General features: G+C 44.6%; 20 protein-coding genes and 1 pseudogene. All 21 read right to left on the bottom strand.

Annotated features, from left to right (window positions below):
* Window positions 1–84 precede the first annotated feature (84 nt).
* The 21 genes and pseudogenes from LIX84_RS05445 to LIX84_RS05545 all read right to left on the bottom strand — a co-directional run bounded on the left by LIX84_RS05445 (window position 85) and on the right by LIX84_RS05545 (window position 21866).
* Window positions 85–1836 carry a DUF4670 domain-containing protein gene (locus LIX84_RS05445; RefSeq protein ID WP_226420858.1) on the bottom strand — a complete coding sequence of 584 codons (1752 nt, stop codon included), beginning with the start codon at window positions 1834–1836 and terminating at the stop codon, window positions 85–87.
* Between the two features lie 11 nt (window positions 1837–1847).
* Window positions 1848–2108 carry a hypothetical protein gene (locus tag LIX84_RS05450; protein WP_226420859.1) on the bottom strand — a complete coding sequence of 87 codons (261 nt, stop codon included), beginning with the start codon at window positions 2106–2108 and terminating at the stop codon, window positions 1848–1850.
* 9 nt (window positions 2109–2117) lie between these two features.
* A complete protein-coding gene (locus LIX84_RS05455) occupies window positions 2118–2624 on the bottom strand; it encodes a hypothetical protein (RefSeq protein ID WP_021454673.1) in 507 nt (168 codons plus the stop codon).
* A gap of 19 nt (window positions 2625–2643) precedes the next feature.
* Entirely contained in the window at window positions 2644–3321 is a 678-nt protein-coding gene (locus tag LIX84_RS05460) for a hypothetical protein (protein WP_021454682.1), read from the bottom strand.
* A complete protein-coding gene (locus LIX84_RS05465) occupies window positions 3314–3667 on the bottom strand; it encodes a hypothetical protein (RefSeq protein WP_226420860.1) in 354 nt (117 codons plus the stop codon). Before LIX84_RS05465 ends, LIX84_RS05460 begins: the two co-directional genes overlap by 8 nt.
* A gap of 125 nt (window positions 3668–3792) precedes the next feature.
* Window positions 3793–6210, bottom strand: coding sequence for a phage tail tip protein (locus tag LIX84_RS05470; RefSeq protein WP_226420861.1), 2418 nt, complete (start codon window positions 6208–6210; stop codon window positions 3793–3795).
* Window positions 6211–7821: a hypothetical protein gene (locus LIX84_RS05475; RefSeq protein ID WP_025558172.1), complete on the bottom strand. Its 1611-nt coding sequence runs from the start codon at window positions 7819–7821 to the stop codon at window positions 6211–6213.
* Complete coding sequence (locus LIX84_RS05480) at window positions 7821–8045, bottom strand: hypothetical protein (RefSeq protein WP_020840883.1); 225 nt, start codon at window positions 8043–8045, stop codon at window positions 7821–7823. Before LIX84_RS05480 ends, LIX84_RS05475 begins: the two co-directional genes overlap by 1 nt.
* A gap of 121 nt (window positions 8046–8166) precedes the next feature.
* The gene (locus LIX84_RS05485) at window positions 8167–9027 is read right to left on the bottom strand and encodes a DUF4376 domain-containing protein (RefSeq protein WP_226420862.1); all 861 of its coding nucleotides are present in this window, start codon (window positions 9025–9027) and stop codon (window positions 8167–8169) included.
* Entirely contained in the window at window positions 9024–13592 is a 4569-nt protein-coding gene (locus LIX84_RS05490; RefSeq protein ID WP_226420863.1) for a hypothetical protein, read from the bottom strand. Before LIX84_RS05490 ends, LIX84_RS05485 begins: the two co-directional genes overlap by 4 nt.
* 19 nt (window positions 13593–13611) lie before the next feature.
* Entirely contained in the window at window positions 13612–14283 is a 672-nt protein-coding gene (locus LIX84_RS05495) for a phage adaptor protein (protein ID WP_031856814.1), read from the bottom strand.
* An 8-nt stretch (window positions 14284–14291) separates the two neighbouring features.
* The gene (locus LIX84_RS05500; protein ID WP_064490279.1) at window positions 14292–14870 is read right to left on the bottom strand and encodes a hypothetical protein; all 579 of its coding nucleotides are present in this window, start codon (window positions 14868–14870) and stop codon (window positions 14292–14294) included.
* On the bottom strand, window positions 14870–15220 hold the full coding sequence (locus LIX84_RS05505; protein ID WP_226420864.1) for a hypothetical protein: 351 nt from the start codon (window positions 15218–15220) through the stop codon (window positions 14870–14872). The genes LIX84_RS05500 and LIX84_RS05505 overlap by 1 nt, the downstream gene beginning before the upstream one ends.
* Before the next feature lie 113 nt (window positions 15221–15333).
* A complete protein-coding gene (locus LIX84_RS05510; RefSeq protein WP_025604732.1) occupies window positions 15334–15780 on the bottom strand; it encodes a hypothetical protein in 447 nt (148 codons plus the stop codon).
* 59 nt (window positions 15781–15839) lie between these two features.
* A pseudogene (locus LIX84_RS05515) lies at window positions 15840–17062 on the bottom strand (phage capsid family protein).
* Between the two features lie 14 nt (window positions 17063–17076).
* Complete coding sequence (locus LIX84_RS05520) at window positions 17077–17778, bottom strand: hypothetical protein (RefSeq protein WP_226420865.1); 702 nt, start codon at window positions 17776–17778, stop codon at window positions 17077–17079.
* 80 nt (window positions 17779–17858) lie between these two features.
* Window positions 17859–18188 (bottom strand): hypothetical protein, encoded by a 330-nt coding sequence (locus tag LIX84_RS05525; RefSeq protein ID WP_226420866.1) that lies wholly within the window; start codon window positions 18186–18188, stop codon window positions 17859–17861.
* 207 nt (window positions 18189–18395) lie between these two features.
* The gene (locus LIX84_RS05530) at window positions 18396–18881 is read right to left on the bottom strand and encodes a hypothetical protein (protein ID WP_226420867.1); all 486 of its coding nucleotides are present in this window, start codon (window positions 18879–18881) and stop codon (window positions 18396–18398) included.
* 26 nt (window positions 18882–18907) lie between these two features.
* Complete coding sequence (locus tag LIX84_RS05535; protein WP_021485000.1) at window positions 18908–19225, bottom strand: Gp49 family protein; 318 nt, start codon at window positions 19223–19225, stop codon at window positions 18908–18910.
* Window positions 19226–19741, bottom strand: coding sequence for a hypothetical protein (locus LIX84_RS05540; RefSeq protein ID WP_226420868.1), 516 nt, complete (start codon window positions 19739–19741; stop codon window positions 19226–19228).
* A gap of 19 nt (window positions 19742–19760) precedes the next feature.
* Window positions 19761–21866: a portal protein gene (locus LIX84_RS05545; RefSeq protein WP_226420869.1), complete on the bottom strand. Its 2106-nt coding sequence runs from the start codon at window positions 21864–21866 to the stop codon at window positions 19761–19763.
* Between the last annotated feature and the right edge of the window lie 10 nt (window positions 21867–21876).

Genomic DNA, 21876 nt, shown 5'->3' on the forward strand with positions numbered 1-21876 from the left:
CCCCTCTTATTCTGCATAGGAAATAGACAGGGGAAGTATAACCCCAACCGCACCGATTGGGGATTTTTGTTTACGTTCGATGAATTAACGATTAGCCAAACCTAATGCCATGTAGCGTGCGGCTGGTGGCGCATTTTTACGCTGCTCTTCTACTCGTTGAGCCTGAGTTTTTAAGTTATCTCTGGCGTTACTTGTTAGCTTATCGGCTGCGCTATAAAAGCCACTATAGTTAAGCCAATCCATTGCCTGTTGTTGCTCTTCAGGACTCAAGTTCGCTGCCTTAATTGCTGCAAGCTTTTCTTGATAAGTTCCATCAGAGTTTAGGATTTCCTCTCGTAAAGCCTCTAACTCGCCTTGATTTGACGGTTCACCTTCTGTCTGTCCGGCGGCCTTCTTCTCGCCATTGGTGAACTCTTGAGACTCGCTTATCAGCGTTTCATTAGATGGCTTTTTCTTGATGATATCTTTACTTTTAATCATCTCTTGAATAGCCTTATTTACCTGATCAGGCGTCGCGGCTGGGTTTTCCATTAGATAAGACTGAAGTTGCGCTTTGCTGCCCGCTTGGAACTCATAATCAGGATATGACTCAACAAACGCTTGCGCTCGTTTTCTTGCCATACTTTGCGCTTGTTCCTTGGTTAAGTATTGAGGATCATAACCTGTTAGTGGCAAATACATCATCGTATGACGCTCTAGTGCCTTCTCCCTTTCTCGATTCAAGCGATCAATTTCAGCCTGATAATCTTGTTCCTTATCGAACATATTGCGGTCAAGTTTGACAATCTGTTCGTCATACTTACTATTAATTCCGTTTTGTTCAGATAGCTGTTGCTTCGCCAATTGAGCCATTGAAGAAGATGAACCACTAGAGCCAGATCGACTAGAACGGCCTGAGCGACCACCATATACAACATTGCCATTTTCATCGAAGTTCAGAGATCGACCTGTTTGAAGTTGACGCCAGTTGTTCAACTCTTCACGGTTCAAATGCTGACGAGTATCAATCATGGTTTTCATTCGATTACTAAACTCCGACAATGGCACAACTAAGATATTGTCATCTGGCTTGCTTGTTCGGTTTTGAGTAACGGGAACTGTGACAGTTTTTCCATTATCAAGAGTTAGATCTTGCTCAATAACTGCCCCACCGCCTTGAGTGATTCGAACTGCCGAAACTTTTCTCTCAACTATTTGATGTTGCTTACCATCTTTATCTGTGTAGATCGTAGGTAAACCTTTTGCCTTGGTGATTTCAGGCATCAATGTTTCCACTGCATTGATCAACATTGGATCATTCTCTGCTGGCATTTCACCTTGTGCCATTTTGTTGAACAAAGTCGCCGCCTCACCTAAAGCCTTGCCAGCATCACTACCAAGAATGTTGTTCACATCAAATTGAGGGTTTTTAGCTACATAATCTGCAAACTCCGGCGTCTCCATTAAGGAAAAATCGCCGCTGGCAATCGCCTTATCAATCGCTGGAAGGAAGATTGTTTGAAAACCTTCTTGGCGTTCCATAAGTGTTTTCTTGTGGTTATATTCTTCCTGTTGCTGCTTAAATGTAAGCTCTGCTTGCGCCCACTGCTTTTCTTGTTGTTTTCGGCTTTTGGCTTGCCAATCTAGTTCATCTTTACGCTGTAACTTTTGTTGTTCTCGATCTTCAAGCCCTTGCTGCCAACGAATATCTTCTCGCTGTCGCAAGATTTTCTTTCGTTCTCGGTCTTCGTTGTGCTCCTGTCTCCACAACTCACGATCTTGCTGGCGGTTGTGTAGGTCAATTAATCCTGCACCAACTCGAACGCCTTCATTAAAACTACCAATAACGTTTGCCATGAAAAACACCTCTAAAACAATGACGCAGCTAAACCACCAAGAACGGCACCAATCGCACCACCAGCAACAGTACCCACGACAGGCACAACACTACCGATTGTTGCACCTAGAGTTGCACCAGTACCGATACCTGACGCAATACCTTGCTTGTATTGTTGTTTAAGCTGCTCGTTCACTTGTTTGCGCTGTTGTTCTTGGTTAGAAAGATTTCTGTAAGTATCAAGCGAACTTCTCGCGTTATTTCGACCAATATCAATTAGACCGTATCCCATATTAGCCACCTACACTCCACCAACTGAGTTAATTAAGTTTCTGCTTCCTGACGAAACACCCGTCATTAATCCGACTTGTAAATCGTTTATGGCTTGGCGAGTGTTGTTATTAGTTGAAGCTAGCGCAAGCGCATTATTCATTTCCAAGTTTCGTTTTTGCTGATCAGTTCGAAGATCACCTAAACCATACTTTCTGGTTGCATTTGCAGCATTGATATTGGCTTGTTCTAAGTTCTTCGTGGCATTTGCGTTATTTCTATCTAACTGCTTATTTAACAAATTATCGGTCATAGCAAGATCGATAAGTTGATTCTCATATTGTTGGAAGCGCTTTAGATAATCTTCGTACTGCTTTCTCGTAAGATTCGCGTATATGTATTCAGGATTACCATAAGCGTTAACCATCATGTTTGAAAGATTATCGCTTTTAACACTGGCGGTTGGAGAGGTTGTGGCTGGCGCGGCTGAACGGCCAGTATTTGGATTGTAATAACCTAATTCACCCTCTTGAGGCATGATTATTTTCTCCTAACGTTTAACTTAAACCGTATGAACTAGCGCCGCCCATTGGCGCAAAGCCATCGTCTGATTTCATACTTTTGTAAGTATCTGGTTTGAAGTAATTACTTAATCCCTGTCCAGCGCTTGATAGCATCTCTTTGCCTGTATCGGTGCCAGTAAGTAAAGAGGCACCAGCGCCAGCAACCGCCGCCGGAATAGATACGGCGTTAGCTTCATCAATTGCAGCTTGGTTGGCCTTACGCGCTGACGCCGCCGCAATATCGTTAAGCCCTGCCGTGGCTTGAGTCGCCTGACCTCGCCCCATTGCAACTACGTTTTGAAGATTGCCAGTAAAACGCTCGGTTACGTTGTGTTGGCCTTGCGCAGTAGTTTGCACCTCGTTGGCATTAGAGCCTGAGATTATGTCGTTTGAAGCGCTAGACGCCTTACCTGAACTTGGATTAAAGCCAGATGCCGACAATTGTTTTTGAGTCTGATTGACAGCCGAACTCGTTGCACTATTCGACGTTGTATTGGCCGCTCCTGCTATTTTTTCGTAGTTTGCCTCGTCCCCCATTTTTTCGGTTATACGCATATATTCGTTTTCAATTGGAACAAACACCTCTTGATATCTATTCCACTCTTTAGCTGCTACTTCTGCTGCTGCAATCTGATCGGCAGTTGGTTTTGCTTTTTCTGGCCCTTTACCCATTGTTTACCAGCCTTTTCTCAAACCTGATTAAACCTTGCTCATTGTACCCTACTTTTTTAAATCCGTGAGCACGCCAAAGCCTGTACACACCTGCTCTTCGAGCCAATGAAACAATCTTTTCTGCTCCCGCATCTTTAGCAAGTTGATAGTACGCATTGATGTAATCTGATATGCCATGTCCGTTATCAGACCATCCAAAAACCACATACATAACTATCTCGTTATCTTCGTGCGTCACCTCCAAAACTGCGCCACAACGCTCACCAACAAACAAGTGTGCATCACCATTATCCAACTTACTGATCACCTCTTTCGGCAAATCCGGCAAATCATCACGACCAGCCACGTAAACAAGCTTTCTCACAAGCATGTAGATATAATTGTTGTGATCAACTTTAGCGAACCGCACTTTTTACCCCTGAACGATCTAGAGCACCTTAACAAAATGGCGCAATTCCAAAAGCACTAAACCTAAGCTTTGTAGGTGAGCACTAATCCAGATGAGTTCCACACATGCCAAGAATTGTTTTCGTGGTTTCTTGCGCGCAAACTAACCTTATAAGCCTTACCAGCCGGAAGACTATGCCGCCAGATCGGTGAGTTTTGAGCGCTCATACCACCAACATCTTGACTATGAACAACCTCATCATTAATTAAAAAATCAAACCATGCACCGAACGTAGTCACATACACACTCCCCCAAACAACCTCACGATCCCAAGTAGCCATTGGAATATTTACTGAGTAGAGCGTCTGAATTAGTCCTGTAGTACTTTCTGTCTTCATAACCGTGTACGGATAAGGTTTTATTACATCACCAACGATCTGATTAACATTGAGACGACCTTGAATATCGCAAGAATCAGTAATCGTAACGTTCCTTAGCACACCAGAAGTCGCGGTAATTTTCCCCGAAACATCAGCATCAACCATTTTTGCCACACCAGCCGCGCTCACATAGAACTTGCTGTTCGGGTCATTAATCGTTGACGCTCGTAACGTTACGTTTGCGATCACTGTATTTGCTTGCACGCTTGTTGCCACTACATCGCCAGCAACCAGATCTCTAATGTCTGCAACCTTGATTGATGCAGTGTCGATTGCGAGTACATATTTTGGCGGAGCTGTACCAACTTGACCGCCGTTAACCCAATCCTGATAGGCTGGGTTTTTGATAGTGCCAAAAACCGGAACGATGCTGTTGCTACCTGTACCACCAGTATTCTTGTCGTAAGCGACCTTAAACCCTGCGTTCTTAACAACAAATTCTGCGTTTGCTGTGCTCGTATCAGTGGAAGACTTGGCTATAAGAGCAACACTAGCCGTCATTCCACCTATGCTTGTTTTAACGCCCCACAACGCAGAATAGCCATCATCAAGATCGGCCAATGCTTCACTAATCTGTGTGACTGAAGATGAAACGCCGTTAACCGTTGCATTAACTTTTCCAATCTCGGTACTAATCGCCTGATTGGTTTGCGCCTTTGTGTAGTAGTTCTTGGATAGATTCGAGCTAACACCGTCAATTGATGATTGCAATGTCAAAGCAGATTTAGCAATGGCCTGATCGGTTTGCACTTCAGTGTAATAGTTGTTGGCTAAGTTACTCTCAACCTCTCCAATTTTTGAAGACAATGAATTGGTTGCAATATTGATCGCCTTTTCAGTATCAACCCACGTTTTATAGTTGGTTGATAGATTGCTCTCAACTCCTTCAATTGACGCTGACAACGACGTATTTAATTGAGAAATTGCTGACGTTAGCTTGGCGTTCGTCGCGTAGTTTTGCTCAATGCTTGAAATCGAATCGCCTAACTGAGTTTCGAGATCTAACTTGGCTGTAGATATAGCCTTATCAAGCTCAACTTGAGTCGCAAACTCTTGGCCTACCTGCGCAAGAATTGACTCCCCATTAGACTGAATTTCTGACTTAACAGACTCTCTTAATGCCGATAACGCGCTATCAACTTCAACCTTCGTTGCGTACTCTCGTTTGATCTGAGCAAGAATTGATGTCTCGTTTTCCTCGATCTGAGAAGTAACCGACTCTCTTAAAACCGCCATTGCCTTATCGGTTTCAACTGCTGTGTAGTAGTTGGTTTCAATCTCGGCCCTTAATGTCCGGTTCTCTTCTCTGCGAAATGCGCTTTCCTTATCAACGGTTACAGCGTTTTGCATAGCTGCTTCCGCTAATAATACGTCGATATTCTCAATAGTTTCTGCGTCTGGAATGGATGAAAAATCAATGCCTTCTAATGCCTCCGGTAAAGGAATTAGTTCGGGATGTTCTTCCATCTCCTTAATGATCAGGTCAAGATAATATTGAGGGTCAACAACGCTCTTTGCATGAGTACCATTAATTGAGTTAATCGCTGAACGTTCGCCTTTTAGGTTTACGAACTTGATCCAATAGTAATAATCACCTGTAGGCTCAATCGGCAATGACGCAACACTAGAAGGAGTTGTTTGCACCACAATCGCATCTGCAAAAACGTTTTCTCTTGCCTGATAAATTTCGGTGTAAGCATGGCCTTTATATGGCGCGGTATCCCACGAAAGTAGTGCGATACCAAAGCCAGATTTAACCACTAAGTTTTGTGGTGTAGTTGGCGTCTGAACTTCCTCACCAACAATCGGATCACCACTACCGCCGTCCGAACTTGGGATATTAATTGTGCTCTGTAATTTGCCGTTTCTGTAGTCAGCAAAACCAAGCTTTTTCATATCTTCCCAAAGGACGGCTTTTTTGCCGCCCTCGCCACGCATACCGATCAACTGTTCCAAGTTGTCGGCAACTGCATCCATTACAGCGTCACTTCCTTTCTTGTGGGGAATAGATTGGAATTTACCCTTTAGCTTTTTGCCGCCTTGTAATGTACGAACTGCCATTTACCCGTAAACCTCTGCCATACTAGAAGCAATGATCACCTCTTCTAATATTCCAGTGCCATAAACTTCAAATTGCCATGAGTTGCCCCTTGCTGGTGGAATGCGTATAGGTCGATCAGTTAACGTACCTATCTCGTAATCTTTGATGACGACTCCATCAACGATAATTTTCATTCCAACCAATGCCGGATCTTCCGCTCGGATATACAGCGTACTAAGTGTTGGATACATGGCGTAATACTCTTTAGAACGCCAAACATACGCTTTAGGTTGGCCCTTGTTCCATTCAGCCAATTTTGTTCCATCTTCGCTTCGAACATAAAGCGTACCTGTCACTAAGTCAGTAAATCCAAGGTTTGAACCTATAGAATGGAACGTAATACCACCCGTTTTAGGGTCGAATATGAACGACTTATCAAGCGCCTTTCCGTAAAAAGCCAAATACTTTCCATCGTAGTAGTAAGCTTCAATGGTTTCTGGCTCCAATGCTTCCCACTGCTTAGAGTCAATAATATCTTTGGTAATTAGCTCAACGTCTTGACCAGTGAACGCACAAAGGCCATGAGGAGACGCATAGATAATTAGGTTGTCGATATTTCTCATAGAGCGCTTGGAAACACACGCTTGCATAGACTCAAGCTTTCGCCCACTAATCGCATCACTGGTGATACCTTGGAACACCCAAGGGTAACCTTTCGTGCCAACCAATAGCATATTGCTCACTGATTCCATTGCTACGATTTCGTGCTCTGTTGTGAGCTGATAATCTACAGGCCATGCGTGAAGTAAATACGGCTCACTAAAACAAACAGTTCGGTCATAGCCACCAGCCATAATTCCGTTAGGCATTAGGGTTAAAAACCGTAGCTTTTTGTTAGGCATTTCGTATTTTTCACTTTCCAACGGGAACCCAAGATCATCGGCTGACTTATCATCCACAAACGTATTTTGTGAAATCGGAATTTCCCCAACCAGATAGAAGTCAGAAACACCACCCTCTGTTGACGTTCTATAGATTCGACGTTTAGTGATATTGCCGGATAAAGCACCTTCACTGTGAAATGTCAGCGTAACCGTACTCTCTGGGAACTTAATTTCAGCTTGATTGCTGATCGGAGATTGCGCCCCTTCCTCTTCTTGTTCGCTAACAAGCGTGTAGACATAAAAACGAGTTTCGTCGTCGGTTGCTTCGTCTTCTTCTGGCAGAGGATCTGGAGCATTTACTTTTGCTGTCACGCCATGCTCTGGCGCTGGCACTCCTAATGGATAAGAGTCAACGGGAAGATCACCAACACCATTAAATATCTGGTTATTGGTAACGCGAACTCCGGTATCACTTGTAAAATAAACACGGTTCCAAGGGTCACCAACAATTGGCGACACAACCACATCAACATCAGTTTTCCACTTGAACCACCAATCTAAAAACTTATAAACCGTTTTATGGCTTTCCGTTAAGCCTTCAGTAGTGTCCTTCAAGCCAAGGTAAGGCTGAAGGTTTCCAACCGGAAACTGACAATCTACCGCTTTTGTAGCGTATTCATTTGGTAGGAGTCTCGGCGTCTGTTTTGGCCGTTCTCCAAAGAAAGTAGCGACGTTAATTCTAGGCATTATTTACCTGCTCTCTCTTTGTAATCAGCAACGGCTTTCAAGCCAGCAACATCAGCCTGTAGAGCGCTTATATCTTGGCGAATATCTTTTACATCAGTGCCAATGTTTTGTTGAGTCGTCTCGATACTGTTCAAGCGATAATTCATCACATAGCCAGTCCCAACTATCGAAGCACACAACATCACAACGCCTAGTGGATTGTTGTTTAGTAACTTCTCTAACATCTTTCGCCCCTTTCAATTCGGGGCACTTTCGCACCCCATCATAAACTGCAATGCTTGACCAATAATAACTCGGAATAAAAACACTTTCTCGATTGAAAACAAAAATCACCAATCGAAAACATTAGATTTCTAAAAATTCGAATGGAGTTTGCATATCCCCCTCTGTCCAAGTGGCATATTGATTAAATAGCTTTTCTAATCGAATCGCATAAGCATCTTTAATTTGTTGGATTTGATTGTACGTCAGTTTTACAGGTTCATTATTTGCTGCAATCCAGACCGTCTCTTTATCCAGCATATTATTTCGCTCTGCATACCATAGGGTTTCATCCATGTTGTTCCGGTCAACTTGGCGAACTTGGAACTCATATCCATGAATAAAGATGTTTGATAGTTTTATTTCATCTCGCAAAGCTTGCGCCTTGTTCCGATGAAACTCCGCGATCACATTGTCAGGCTTTCTCTCGACAACTGGCGTCTTGGTAACAGTAAACTCTTCATCATTGACCAAATAATCGTATTCACCATTATGAGTGTAATAATTAGCGTCGTATGACACTTCAATCACTTCATAAACGGCGCGGCGATTTTGCATATCGATCACTGGCCGCGCTGGTGGCAACGTGGCAACTTCTTCACCATCTTCGCCAATAGTGATTTCAGGAACAAAGTTCTCTACATCCACCAGCCATTGAAGATATTGATCGTGGTTTACTTGAAAATCTTCCCAAGCAATTGCTCGTTCAAGCTCTGGCTTAATAAGTTGCTCCCAAGACTTACCCTCCCAGCGTCTTTGGTTTGCATCCTGATAAGTAATTACTTCAGGCTTATTAAGAACGATAACCGTGTATTGCTCGGTTATAGGGGAAGTTTCCTCCCACTCTGTGTAGCCAATCACTCGTTCTCGAACATCTTCAGCATAATAATGCCGGATATTCTCATCAATATCGGTTAGAGCTGTGTAGTCGGTATCAATGATCATAAATCCACCCCACTAACTTGAGAACCAGCACGAGCTTTGTTCTTCGTGTAGCCGTATGGAATTGCTAGCTCATGCGTACCATATAGACATAAATCACCATTGAGATTCTTATATGTCCCAACCTCACTTACGATTCGCAGTTTTCCATCATCACCCCATAAATCCGACTGTGAACCATATACGACCAAAAAAGGATCTCCCGTTGGAGCTGTGATATACACAAAGCCTTTTCCGTTCTCTAACCACACATCCCCCCAAGACGCAGTAAAAGACTTAACGCAGCGAAGCAACTTATTACCCAAAGCATTTGTAATACTTGGATCGGTTAAATAAAGCTGACCAGCAACACCATCAGTCGCAGTGTTAGTGGACGTAATTTTGGTTACATTCAACGACGAATAGCTACCAACCCAAATCAACTCATTGAATGATAGATTTAAATTGGCCTGTTGGTTGTTTGAACTCTGACTCCACAACACTTTGATTGCTGAATCATCATAAGCTGGTTCACCTAGTGCAATACATTCATGCGTTGGCGAGAAATCAGGGTTACTAGCAAAATATCCATCAAGCAACGTACATTTGTTCAGCTTCACTGTTTGGCTGTGTGGATGCTTCTGCGAGTAGCCACTAACAACTTTGTTTATAAAACTTTCCCGTAATAATCCACCACGAGTACGATCATTAAACATCGTTGCGTAAACATCACCGACGCCATTAGCGCCATTTAATATAGGCTTGATGTTTGCTGATTTAGTAAGTTTTGCGCTAGCAGTATAAGAATGTAATGCAACGCGAGTTGATGGAATTGCAGAACTGTTATCACGCGCATTTAATGATGAAGCGAACGTATAAGTTCCGGTTTGCCAAGCTGCGTCACCGTCGCTCCAATACATTCGCAGATCCTTATCCACCGCAACGTGAGTCATCGGAAATTTATTTGCCACCAATGTATTGTTTGGAACAACCGGAATCCAGCCACCAAGCCAACCATTTGCTAGTTCAGTTTTAGCCAAAATGCGCTCTGGCGAACCAAGCACATCAATCATATTAAAATTGCCAGACACTGGTATATTGGTCGGTGAAGTGACGACTACGTTGTTACTGACAGACTTCCAATAAGATGAAATATCGCCGTACTTAGAATCGAAATACACATACTGCCCGTGTCCATCTGTGGCTGCGGTTACCACTGTGTAACCATTTACCTTGAAATCTCTAGGATTCCGAGAACCAATGAAGTCATCAATTCCCTCAATCCATATAGCAGTTTTACCACCATAAAAATAAGGCTCTGTACTTGTTCGAACGAACAAATCACAACGAGTAGCAAACTCCTTGCCACGATAAGTACCATTCACTACCTTCTGGAAAATCTTCGCTGCTTCTTCTTTGCTGCTCATATCCCAAGCACTCAAACGATAATCAATTACACCACCTTGACCACTTGCGTAGATAGCATCGTATAAACGGTCATCACTACGACCAGAGGGTTTGGTACTAGTTGAGCCAATGAAGCCTGTCTCCAAGCTTGAACCTGCAATATTATTATGAACATCTCCGTTATTGTAACCACGGAAACAATCTAAAGTAGAAGTAACACCTCCAATGGTAGATGAGCCACCAAACTCGTACCAGAAGTATGCACCTGTAACTGTGGAGGAACCCCCGCTTGCTGCCGCAAATGCACGAGTACCCATAGGGTTAAAACTAGGATGATAAGCACCTTTGTTTAATCGAGGAACTACACCGCAAACATAGAAATAACACTCACCGTTTACTGCGTAAGAACCATCTGAAGCATGAGAGAAACGAACTTTATACGCGCCCAAACTTTCATCTGGACGAATAGGCTCAACGTTGCCATCAAAAACGCCATACCCAAGAGCATTATTAGGTTTACCAAATGAAGTGCCATTACCTCCGAGTACATCTTTAATGCCCTGTGGATTAACCACCGAACAGTTACTAAACACGCCGTAGAAATGTAAATAGTGTTGTGTTGCATCGACAGGGCTAAAGCCTTCCCAATCCCCATTACCTGCACCTGCAATAGTTCTCTGACGCACACGCCATTGAACAAGTCGTCCATCATCAAGTAAATAAATGTTGTGTTCAGGATTAGAAACTAAAGCTCTCTTCTGCTCATCCGTTGCAGCCCAAAAGTCAACGCCTTTACCTTTTGAGCCTGTATCACCATCAAAAGCGGCATAATAAGTTACAGGTCTATTAGAGCCTGTAGTAGCAATGCCTTCCATTGTGGAAGCAAGCGACTGAATACAACCATAAGGGTAAACAAATGGATTGGCCTTGCTGACTTCCTCTAAGAAGAACTCAAAACCAAACATATCAACACGCTCCGTTACTACCTCTTCGGTTACCTTTTGAACTGATAGGTATTTAAACGTACCCTTAAACGAAGCTCGTGCTTGGTAGTGCAACTGAAGCTTTGCGCCCGTCCAAGCGCTATTGAATGTAAAGTTAACCTCAAACGCTTGAAGTCCAGTGCCTGTTGTTGATTCAAATACGATACCGCCACCTGCATGATCACGAGTATATAGCCGCCAACCACTACCTATATTTTCAACATTAACTACACCTTTAATTCTGTATGTAGAGCCAGCCTCAAATGATGTGTAGTTATCGAAGTATGCTGATTCTCCCGTTTGTTGCCCGTTGACATACCCACCAGAACTGCCAAGAGAAAGGGAGTTGTTTACGTTGCTACCGCTAATACCCCAATTAGATGTACCGTTTCTAAAGTCGCCATTTTTACAATCTCCCTCAAATGCACGAGCAACTGCTTCATTACTATTAGCAGCAACATCCCCATACTTAGGATCAGCTTCCTTAGACAAATCTAGATTAACTTTACCAGAACCACGACAGTTACCAGTGGAGTCATAAACAACTGCGCCGTTCGGGGCTTCAGGAAACTTAATCGAAGCCCTTGGTTCAAACGCATCGTTGATATTAATCAGTTGCGAAATAAAGCCTGCGATATGCGTAACGGCATGGTTAGTTTTTGACGTTCCTGAAGCATTGGTGACCTTACCTATTCTTAGGCTATTTGGTGAATCTAACTGCGACCAAAGCCCCTCATTGACAGGAACATAATTACCAGAACTATAGTGACGACCAAAATCAACGAATCCACTAGCCGCAAACTGTTCACTAGCTAGCATTCGTGCTGCTTTCATGTTTGCTTCGCTTTGGCAATAGATTTGCCAACCAACATAACTACCGGATTTAATCTCTTCCGCTACTTGCTTTGTTTCATTCGCTAAGGCTTCAGTTTGCGTTTTCAGGGTTTGAGCATCGGTTTTACTTTGTGCTGCGCTTGTAGCTGAAGCAGCCGCTTGAGTAGCCTTTTGTGTTGCCGTTGATGCTGCTTGTTCGGCGCTCTGTTTTAGTGAAGTCATTTCACTAATTGCTGCGGTTGATTGCTGCGAAATGGCTGCTTTTTCTGTGGTAGCTAGATCCGTGATTTCGGTTTTGCTTGCACTAACTAAGGTGTTAATTGCACCCTTGCTCGTATCGGTAAGTGACGTAATGCTATTAGTGCCACCAGCCACTAGATCTGAAATTTCACCCTTACTCGTTGTCGTAAGAGTCGTAATATCTTTCTTGCTCTGAGTAGCAAGAGCCACAATGTCACTTTTGCTTTTGGTAGCTAGCGCCGTTATTTCACTTTGACTCGTAGAAGAAAGTGAAGAAATGCTGTCCGTTCCACCAGTAATAAGCTCGGCAATATCGCTCTTACCAGTAGTTACTTGCGCAGAAATCTGGCTCTTACTTGTCGTAACCAGTGTTGTGATTTCGCCCTTAACGGTAGTCGCTTGCGTAGCAATAGCCGTACTAATAGCAGTAGCCTTGGCATCAATTTCAGTTTTTGATGTACTTACAAACTGCTCAATATCTGTTTTGGTTTGCTGAACTTGAGAGGCTTTTAAATCCACATCGCTTTTTGCTTTGTTCACTAAAGCCAACGTATCCGCCGCATCAGCCGCATAGCTCTTCGCTGAATACTTGCCAGGTTCAACTTCGACACCTTGCGCCGCATTAGAGTATTGACGAACAAGATCTAGAGCTGCCTGTGTATTAGCTAGATCGTTTTTAATACTTTCAGACTGAGCGATCAGGTTTGTGATATCTGACACCAGTGTTTGAAGTGGCACAACCTCTATAGTTGAGCCGTCATCGGTGTGAATAAGAACCTTGTCAGCCGTTGATGTGTAATAACCTCGAAGGTCATCAAGCAACACTTGTTTTGAGTTGATAGCCGCCGCGACCATTGCGGCCACACGAGTTGCAATAGTTACTGAAGTATTTCGAATGATCGCATACTCACCATTTGCTGGTGGAACGCCAGTAAATGGTCTGAACAGTGACAAATGTTCGTTATCGGTGATCGATTCGACCTCATAAATACTGCCAGCTATGAACATGATATCGCCAGCTAGCGGTTTATTTCCGGCATCAACCCATAACGTACCAACGCCTACAACCTCTTTTGAGCCGTCGGTTACAGTTACCGTACCTCTTCGATACCAGCTACTACTCATTGTGCTCTACTCCAATTAATTAGCGTGGTTGGTTTTTGATATCAGCGCTCTTTTGTTGAACGATGCTATCTGCTTGGCTCTTGTCGCCTAGCATTGTTCTAAAGGCGTTTAATGCTGTGGTTGCACGAGCGGCGTTAGCGGTAAACTCCGCATCCTCACTAAATGCGCGGTAGACAAGCCACTCAATGATTGCGTTGTCGTACATCGGGTTTAGTTCGCATTTGGTTTCAGAGTCGTAATCGCTTTCAGTTATTGGCGTAGGCACTTTTGCAAATACGCACTCAATGGTTGTTCCAGAAACTACCGGAGGATACATATAAAACGTGGTTGGATTTCGGTCATCGTAAAGCCACGCTTTGGCCGTGCTAGCAAGAGGCTCTGAACGCCATTCAGGGCGATAATCATCAAGCATCTTCAAATCCACATTGCCAGAAATGGCCGCGCCGCCTTTATTTCGCAGAACATCAACAACAAAACGAGCACCTACTGGAATTGTCTGAGTTGAACCCTCAACACAAACAAAGTCCTCATTGGCCGTTAGCGCATCAGATCGAATTGCTAGGATTGCTCGAACTGCCGAGTTGAACGCATCAACCCAAAACGCTTTATCCCAACGGATCATGTTTTTATCGACAACGAGACGAGCTGCCTCATCGATCAAGTGTTTGACCGGAGTGTTATTAGCAGACATACACACCTCTAGTAGAAATTGTGCTTGCGCACTTTGTTTTTGAATGAATTGAAGTTGTCTTTGCTTAGTCGGTAAGCGCAGCGATAACCCTCTATAAATTCACGCTCGTACATCAACGCGAGATCAGGGTTAAACCAATTTGTACCAACCTGTAGTCGGAGGCGGTAAGCAGCGCCAGCCGCTAGAGCTTCGCCGTAATTTTCAACTAGGTATGAATTAAGGTTGTTCTCATCGAAATTTAGCTTTGGTTTTAGTACCGCCGTAACGGTCACCACATCAAAGTGATTCGTGAATGTGAACTCGTTGGTTACAGGATCAAAAACGTAGTCGTCATTGACGTAAAGCGGAGAACCGCAATTACTCACTACGCTGTCAATTTTTAGAATTGCTGAATCGGTAGGAATGCCAGCAACCGGAATTTGCACACCAGACACAACGGCGGTCAATTTGACCTTTGTTTTTAGGAACTCTGATTTCTCGCAAAACTCGCGGTAAGAGTCGCGCAAGGCGTCATCCATCATGATATCGACAACGCCAGCGCAACGCTGACGCACTAACCGATATAAATCAGATAGTGCGCTCATCATTAAGCCTCTGGAATACCGTGTTTAGCGTGTAGCTTGTCACGCACTGCCATGCGTAGAGCTGACGCATGTGTTTCGCCTTCTGGAACTTCCAACGCTAACGGATCAATCGGAAGCTCTTCTGCTAGGATAACGGTTTCAAGTTTCGCCTTGGTGTATTTGGAAATGTTGACGACTTCACCATCAACCATAACGAGCCAAGTGTTTGCTTTCTCTTCTTCAGCTTTTAGTTGCGCCACTTGTTCCGGTACGCTGGTTGGTTCGCCACGGTTAAAGTAGTAGTCACGGCCAAGCGTGTTTACTTTTTTAATTGGCTTTTCACCGATCCAAACAATTTTCTTTTCTGCTGTCATAGTCAATACCCTTATGTGTATTCGATGTGTTGAGCTGCGGCCATTGCCACGGAACATATAAAAAAGGCCAGCCAATTATCTGACTGGCCTGTTTTTCAACAGAGTGGACTATCTTAGATAGTGCCGACTGAAGTGGTGTAAATCGCTAGACGGATCTTGTCTTCCGTAACTGCGGCACCTGCGAACGTTAGAACAAGACACTTATCTTTTTCAGCAACATCTTCTGACGGAAAGTATCCAGCCGCATCAGACGACAACGCACCTTTCGGAACTTCCGTGGCCGTACCGATCACATCTTCTAGCTTGGTGCCAACTTGAGGCGCATGAATACCATCACCTAGCAGCACTTCATTAAGCGATGCTTGTGCAGTCAAACTAGTAACCGCTTCGCCTTTGGTAAGAATCTTAACTTCCACCAGCTTCACGCCAGCCTCAAGGCTTGCTGCGATAACCGAGTCACCATCAGCAAGTGCCGGAACTTCAGCGAACATCACTGAAAGGTTACCGTGAGTACCGTTGTAGACGTTTTGCTTAACAGCTGGTGATACTTTAACTGCCATTGCAATTCTCCTTTGATTCCGATGAATAAAGGCTGGCTAGATAGCCAGCCAGTCACTTATTACTTAGATAAACCGCCAACGGCTGTATCTAGCACCATTACGCCGTAGTCATTGATTCGGCCATTCTTCTCTTGGAAGCGAACTTTCTTAACGCCGCTCATCCAAGCGATAGACGTTTCACGACCGTTGCCGTGGTCAACCTTCTCGGTGTGCATAGAGAACTGAGCACCGCTTGAAGATTTACCGTAAGCCACTGCTAGCGCTTGGCCGCCAAGTAGGATTGCGCGGTCAATTACGGTAGCTGCTGTAGCTTCAGTTTCAGTGCCGTTGCCGCTTGCTGCGCCAACTTTCACTTTAGAGCCAGCATTGAAACGTACTGGTTTGCGGTATTGACGAACCAAGATATTGCGCCACATTAGGCGGTCACCTTGGAATAGTGGATGCTTAAAGCCTTGCGAACGGTTAACCGCATTCGCGATCAGCTCTTGCACTTTGCCAGCACCTTGAACGTCAGCCCATAGGTCGGCCCATTGGCGCGGAGTAACAAATAGAACGTAGAAAGGCGATTCACCGTAAAGCTCATCTGCTTCGAAGCGGATAGGCTTGATTGGATGTGCCATTTCTTCTAGGTAAAGCGCAATTTCATCGATCTTCGCTAGGGTTAGCGTGTCGGCTGCCACGATATCTGCAATACCTGTTGCGTCACCACCGAAGAAGTGGCGATCCGCTGTAGGAGCGGTAACAGGGTTAACCATGATTTCACCAAACATTGGATGATCCGCAGTTGGAACAATCATGTCGGAAGGCATGAAGTCACCACGCGCACCAGCTAGGTGATACGTTGCGATTTCATCTTGTAGATCGTTGAAGTAGTTACCAAGCATTGTACGAGCTACTTGAAGTAGGTTTTGCTTGGTGCGTTGTTGAGCCATCTTACCGCCTGAATCGACGTTATGACGGCCTTGGTTAATGACTAATTCAAACTCAACTTTTGATAGAGACTCGCCACGACCTTCGATTTTTTATCGCCCATCGTTGGCATACCGCCCAAGTTGTGGAACAAATCCATTTCAACTGTGTCACCAGCCTGTTTTGTAAGGTCGGTGATCATTACAACTGGCGCACCAGCTTCAGTTTGAGTTTTGTTTCGGTTGCGGTCTGCTGGCACTGCCTTTGGAGCTTTACCAGTTAGCATGTTTACAAAAGTGTTTTGGCGGCGCGTATGAGTAAACAGCGCGGCACCAAACGCTTTAGCAGCTTGAGCTTTAGTGATAGTAGTCATTATGAAATCCTCGACTAATCTAGAGCTATCACCGCTTGAGCTAGGAACTCTTCAACCTTCTCTGGCGACATATTGGCAAGTGATTGCTCAAGCGCTAGTGCGTCTTGATTCAACAATGCCTGATTAGCTGCCGCCGTAGTGTCCAGTGAAGAACCACCTAGACTAGACGGTGAATTAGGTACAACGGTTTGTTTTTCTGCCGTTTGTTGAGGTTGCTGCTGGCCTTGCTCGGCTTGTTTCTGTGCCTTTTCAGCATCAATTGACGCTTGAACCGGATCACCGAAAGCGGCCTTCACTCGGCGTTGCACTTCTGCAAAGCGTTCTTTTAGTGGCATGGCTTGGAACGCTGGATCATTCTTGAGCTTGTTGTCGATAACTAGGGCCATATCCCAACGGTCACGGTCACTCGATTCCCAAGTGCGAAGTTCTGTTAGTTCGTCAGCGTTTAGCGCGTTAGTAACTTCGTTAACTCCGTCATTGGCTTCTTGTTGAGTGGTCGCTGCCTTACTTTGAAAACGCTTAACTAGCGCCGTTAGTAAATTTGCTGCCGTTTCTGGCAACTCATCACGCAGCGCATTGAGTGCATTTTCATCGTTCAGCAATTCCTCAGGTAGCTTTTCAGGCGTAATGCCAGCTTCTTCTAATTGCTTGGTGTATAGCTGTAGTTTTTCCTTGGCGGTTGTAGCTTCACTTAACTGTTGCTCTAGCTCCTGCATACGGCTTGACGCTTCGCTCGCCTGATTGCGAGCCTTTTCTAGAACTGCATAAGGAATCGTATGTTTACCGTCCTTACTTGCTACCGCTGCATTGTCTGGATCAACTTCAATGTAGAGCTTGCCGTCAATCTCTCGAACCCAATGCTATCTTTGGCCGCATTCGTTTTAGGCTCTTGGCCCTGTTCTGATTTATCTAGGTTGGCGTCACCTTTTGGCTGAGTAGTGTCAATAACACTTGGTAGTGCCTCATCTTCCTCGCCTACGCCCATTTCGTTATCAGTCGAATGGTTGTCTTGGTCATTTTCACCGCTGAGAACGCCCAAATCGTCATCTAGGTCAATTTCATCTAGCAGTGCGTCAATGTCTTCGACGTTGCCAGTTAATAGTGCTTGGTCAAGTTCTATAGTCATAATCCCCTCATGTGCGCTTATCGCTGCGCTTGCGTTTGGTTTGTGCTTATCGCCGCACTTGCGAACAAGAAAGCCAGCTAACGCAATCGCGCTAACTGGCTTTTTTATGTTCTCGTGTTGCGTTAGTTTTTCGCCGCACACTCAATTTGCTGATAAATGTACCACAAATTTACGAATGCAAACTAAAAATTAACGCTCGATGATTATCTAGACGTGGCGAGTCTCACCTGATTTAGTAAACAACAGGATTGCATTCTCTGGTGCATCTTCTGGTAAGTTGAACACATCCAAGTGCAACCAGCTCACACCTTCTTCCATTCTCGTTAGATAAGGGAATCGGTCTTTGTGTTTAATAATCAAATCACGCAACTCTTGAGCCGTGTAATGATTACTAATTAAATCAACAGCTTGCCCTCTGCCATGCGCAGAGAATGGAGTGAAATGTTTGTCACTCGCAAGTCGCAAACCTGAGTAACCACGAGATCCACCAGCTTTCCAGTTGTTACAGATAAGCGCCGCTTTCTTCGGATCGATTTCACTAAGCAGCGTTCGCAGCTCATCAATGGTGATCAGCAATCGAGCATCCATACCAAGCATCGCCTTTTCACCACGCGCCTGATAAGCAGCTTTGCTCACAAGTTCCCAAGTCTTGAACCATTTAGGTCGATAGCTTCTTAGTCGTTTGTCATACATGGCTTTTCTCTCCAAACAATTACGTCTTATGCGCTCATCTTTCTGTAAGCTTCTAGCTTGTAGATCTCTTCGAATGTGTTGTTAAAACTCACTTGTCGGCCAATCTGGTCACGCCAGTTTTCAGGGTCGATACAAGTTGCTGGTTTACCAACAACAACAAAGCCGCCTTTCATCTTGATGCCGCAATACATGAATTTATTACCTGCAAGCGTGACGGTTTGAAAATCAATCTCTTCAATTCGATCAACAATGTCTTGAGGCTTTACACGTTTGCCAGTGCAACCTAGCTCTTCCATCATTTCTTGAATTTCAGTATTCGGCTTAAACTCGGCTGGTAATTTCATTTACTTACCCCCCCACTTCATAAACTTCATTGGTTGCTTTGTTCGACCTAAGCCCTGCATCATCGTTGAGCCTAGCCAAAACACGATAGCCGTTGAGAACGCGCCCATTACCTGACCTGCGATCATGATAATTAGTTGCTCGTATGATTTTGGAACCGTCCACCAAAACAATGAGCAAAACATACCTGACACCATGACACACAAGATCAGAGTTAACGCTGAAGGCATCCAGTGATCGCCGTGTGCGTCTCTCGCGTCTTGTGTGTCTGTTAGCTGCATAGATAACTGGTTAAGCGCCATTTCTTGCAACTTAACTGCGTGTTGATTCTGAAACTCAATAATCTTTGTTAGAGCTTCAGGGTTTTCTATCAGCTCTTTGATAACGGCGTCCGGTGTATCTTTGACACCAAGAACGCCAGCGATCAGAGTACCTATTGTTTTACCAGTGGCACCGCCAAGTAATGAACCAACCAAAGGGGCGGATTCGCCCACGATGTTTTTAACTTGTTCCCACACTTCTAGTTACCTCTTACATTTAGATTTGAAGGTTTAGCAATTGCTGGTCGATGTTCGCTAATATTGCATTAACTGTGCTATCTGCTTGTGCTTTGACTTCTGCGACCTCCTGTAAAACTTTCGCAGTTTCGGCCTCAACCTTGTTGTCTTTAACGTCTTGGCTTTCTGCATCACGTTGTAGTTTGGCAATCTTGGCCTGTAGTTCTTCAACCTTGGCCGCGCCTAAAGCAACCTCGTTTTGTAGCTGCTGCATTTGAATTTCAGCCATTTCTTGCTGCTTGCGTTGTTCTTCCTGCATAGCTGCTTGTTCTTCTGGCGTCATATCTTCCGGCGCTTTTGGAATGTTTAGAGTTTGTCTGATACGGTTCAGGATCTCTTGCTTGTTAGGTACATCCATTAACTCGACAACCATATCTAGCGTTGCCATTTGAATTTGTGGTGGCAACTGAGCAACTAGCGCGGTTAGTTGTTGAGCCATTTGAGCGCGGAATGTGGCAGTTTGCTGGATTGGAGCTTGAGCAATATGACCTTTCCAACGCTTAACGTCGTTGGTCACTGTGCCGTCGTCATTGGTCACGTTTAGGTGAATGACTTTTCGCTTATGAGCGTCTTGCTTGTTGATAGTTACAGCGATATTGCTTTGCTTCGCTAGGTCTTCGATTAGATAGGCCATTAACAGATCAGCTACTCGTGTTCTCGAATAGTGATAGTTGTCATTGATCTCTGCTAGCGTAGTCGCGCCTTGTTCCACTAGCGAGTTAATAGCCACTCCGCTGGTGGCTGAAGAGTCTTGGCCCAACATTGCATTGTAGATACCAGCAACGTCTTGGGTTTGCTTCATTGAGTCCTGCATAACAGTAAACTGCTGACTCGCAATATTGAAATCTTGCTGAATCTGGATAGCTTCACTGATTGATTTCTTGTTCTTGCGATCAGGGTTTAACTCAATGTAACCATCTGCACGTTCGACCTCTTCGAGCAAGTCTTCGCGGCTCATATTGGTTGCGTCTTGGTCTGCAATGACACGTTTAGCTTGTAGCAGCCACGTAAGCTTCATACGACGATAGTTGATCTCATCTTGAGCACTAATCATTCGGCTTACAACACCATAAGGTTGGCCGGATTTATCCATTCGATAACCGAAGAACGGAACAATTGGAAAGTATCCGCTCGGTGCAACTGATTTACGATCAATGATTCTATGAATACCAACAAACCACGCTTCGCGTACTGCTGACCATGTAGCAATTCGTGGTTTAAATGTACCCATTTTTACGCCAACGGCTTGAGCGATATTATTTGGATTGTATTCAACTGTTCGGCCATTCTTTAGGTCGATGACATAACCGCGTCTAAATGTACGGTAGTAGATAACCTGTAAGCAGATACGGCCACGCGCCTGATCTAACCATTCAGACGTATTTCGATCCCAACTCTCAAATTCATGGTAAGCAGCAAGCAAATCTTGGTCTTGCTCTTCGTAGCTTTCAAGGTTTGCAAAGTCTTCCCAATTATTCATTGCTTGGCGAATGATTTCGGCGTGTTCAGGGAAATGAGCAATAGCCTCGTCAACGTCTACCCAACGTTTACGCAGCAACCATCGAGCATCAGACAAGTCGGCCTCTTGAGCGTTCCAGTCCCACCACATTTCCTGACGGCGAACTGGCTTGATGTTGTAGCCACCACCATAGAAAGGATCGTCATTTCTGGTAACTTCTACCCAACCAATACCAGCTTTAATTTGTGAAGCGTAAGCGTCGGCATTAGCGCGATCAGCTCGTGCAAGTCGCCACGCATCTTTAAACTTCTCCTGAAGTGCATCGCGTAGCTCTTCGCCGTCATCGTCATCGGCTGTAAGTACAAGATCAGTTCGTGTTCTTGCTTCCATACCTAAAACGGCGTCAATAGCTGGCGCTATTAGGTTATTGATAATGATCGGTTGTCCACGTTCTTCGTAGACTTGTTTTACTTCCGGCGCTAGTTGGTTGCCGTCGTAGTAATCACAACACTTTTGCGCTGGGTCGCGCCAGTTTGGTTGTGCTTCCACGTTTGAGACTAATCGGCGTAATTGAGCAAGGTTAAAGCCCTTGCCGTCATGCTCCGCATGGTCTTCATTCCAAGCCATAAATTCTCCC

Source organism: Vibrio sp. E14 (assembly GCF_020515785.1).
Taxonomy (GTDB): Bacteria; Pseudomonadota; Gammaproteobacteria; order Enterobacterales; family Vibrionaceae; genus Vibrio; species Vibrio diabolicus.

Bases quoted from the DNA above. Each gene is read 5' to 3' on its own strand.
- LIX84_RS05445 (WP_226420858.1), bottom strand. From the start codon at position 1,836: ATGGCAAACGTTATTGGTAGTTTTAATGAAGGCGTTCGAGTTGGTGCA.
- LIX84_RS05450 (WP_226420859.1), bottom strand. From the start codon at position 2,108: ATGGGATACGGTCTAATTGATATTGGTCGAAATAACGCGAGAAGTTCG.
- LIX84_RS05455 (WP_021454673.1), bottom strand. From the start codon at position 2,624: ATGCCTCAAGAGGGTGAATTAGGTTATTACAATCCAAATACTGGCCGT.
- LIX84_RS05460 (WP_021454682.1), bottom strand. From the start codon at position 3,321: ATGGGTAAAGGGCCAGAAAAAGCAAAACCAACTGCCGATCAGATTGCA.
- LIX84_RS05470 (WP_226420861.1), bottom strand. From the start codon at position 6,210: ATGGCAGTTCGTACATTACAAGGCGGCAAAAAGCTAAAGGGTAAATTC.
- LIX84_RS05475 (WP_025558172.1), bottom strand. From the start codon at position 7,821: ATGCCTAGAATTAACGTCGCTACTTTCTTTGGAGAACGGCCAAAACAG.
- LIX84_RS05480 (WP_020840883.1), bottom strand. From the start codon at position 8,045: ATGTTAGAGAAGTTACTAAACAACAATCCACTAGGCGTTGTGATGTTG.
- LIX84_RS05485 (WP_226420862.1), bottom strand. From the start codon at position 9,027: ATGATCATTGATACCGACTACACAGCTCTAACCGATATTGATGAGAAT.
- LIX84_RS05490 (WP_226420863.1), bottom strand. From the start codon at position 13,592: ATGAGTAGTAGCTGGTATCGAAGAGGTACGGTAACTGTAACCGACGGC.
- LIX84_RS05495 (WP_031856814.1), bottom strand. From the start codon at position 14,283: ATGTCTGCTAATAACACTCCGGTCAAACACTTGATCGATGAGGCAGCT.
- LIX84_RS05500 (WP_064490279.1), bottom strand. From the start codon at position 14,870: ATGATGAGCGCACTATCTGATTTATATCGGTTAGTGCGTCAGCGTTGC.
- LIX84_RS05505 (WP_226420864.1), bottom strand. From the start codon at position 15,220: ATGACAGCAGAAAAGAAAATTGTTTGGATCGGTGAAAAGCCAATTAAA.
- LIX84_RS05510 (WP_025604732.1), bottom strand. From the start codon at position 15,780: ATGGCAGTTAAAGTATCACCAGCTGTTAAGCAAAACGTCTACAACGGT.
- LIX84_RS05520 (WP_226420865.1), bottom strand. From the start codon at position 17,778: ATGCAGGAGCTAGAGCAACAGTTAAGTGAAGCTACAACCGCCAAGGAA.
- LIX84_RS05525 (WP_226420866.1), bottom strand. From the start codon at position 18,188: ATGACTATAGAACTTGACCAAGCACTATTAACTGGCAACGTCGAAGAC.
- LIX84_RS05530 (WP_226420867.1), bottom strand. From the start codon at position 18,881: ATGTATGACAAACGACTAAGAAGCTATCGACCTAAATGGTTCAAGACT.
- LIX84_RS05535 (WP_021485000.1), bottom strand. From the start codon at position 19,225: ATGAAATTACCAGCCGAGTTTAAGCCGAATACTGAAATTCAAGAAATG.
- LIX84_RS05545 (WP_226420869.1), bottom strand. From the start codon at position 21,866: ATGGCTTGGAATGAAGACCATGCGGAGCATGACGGCAAGGGCTTTAAC.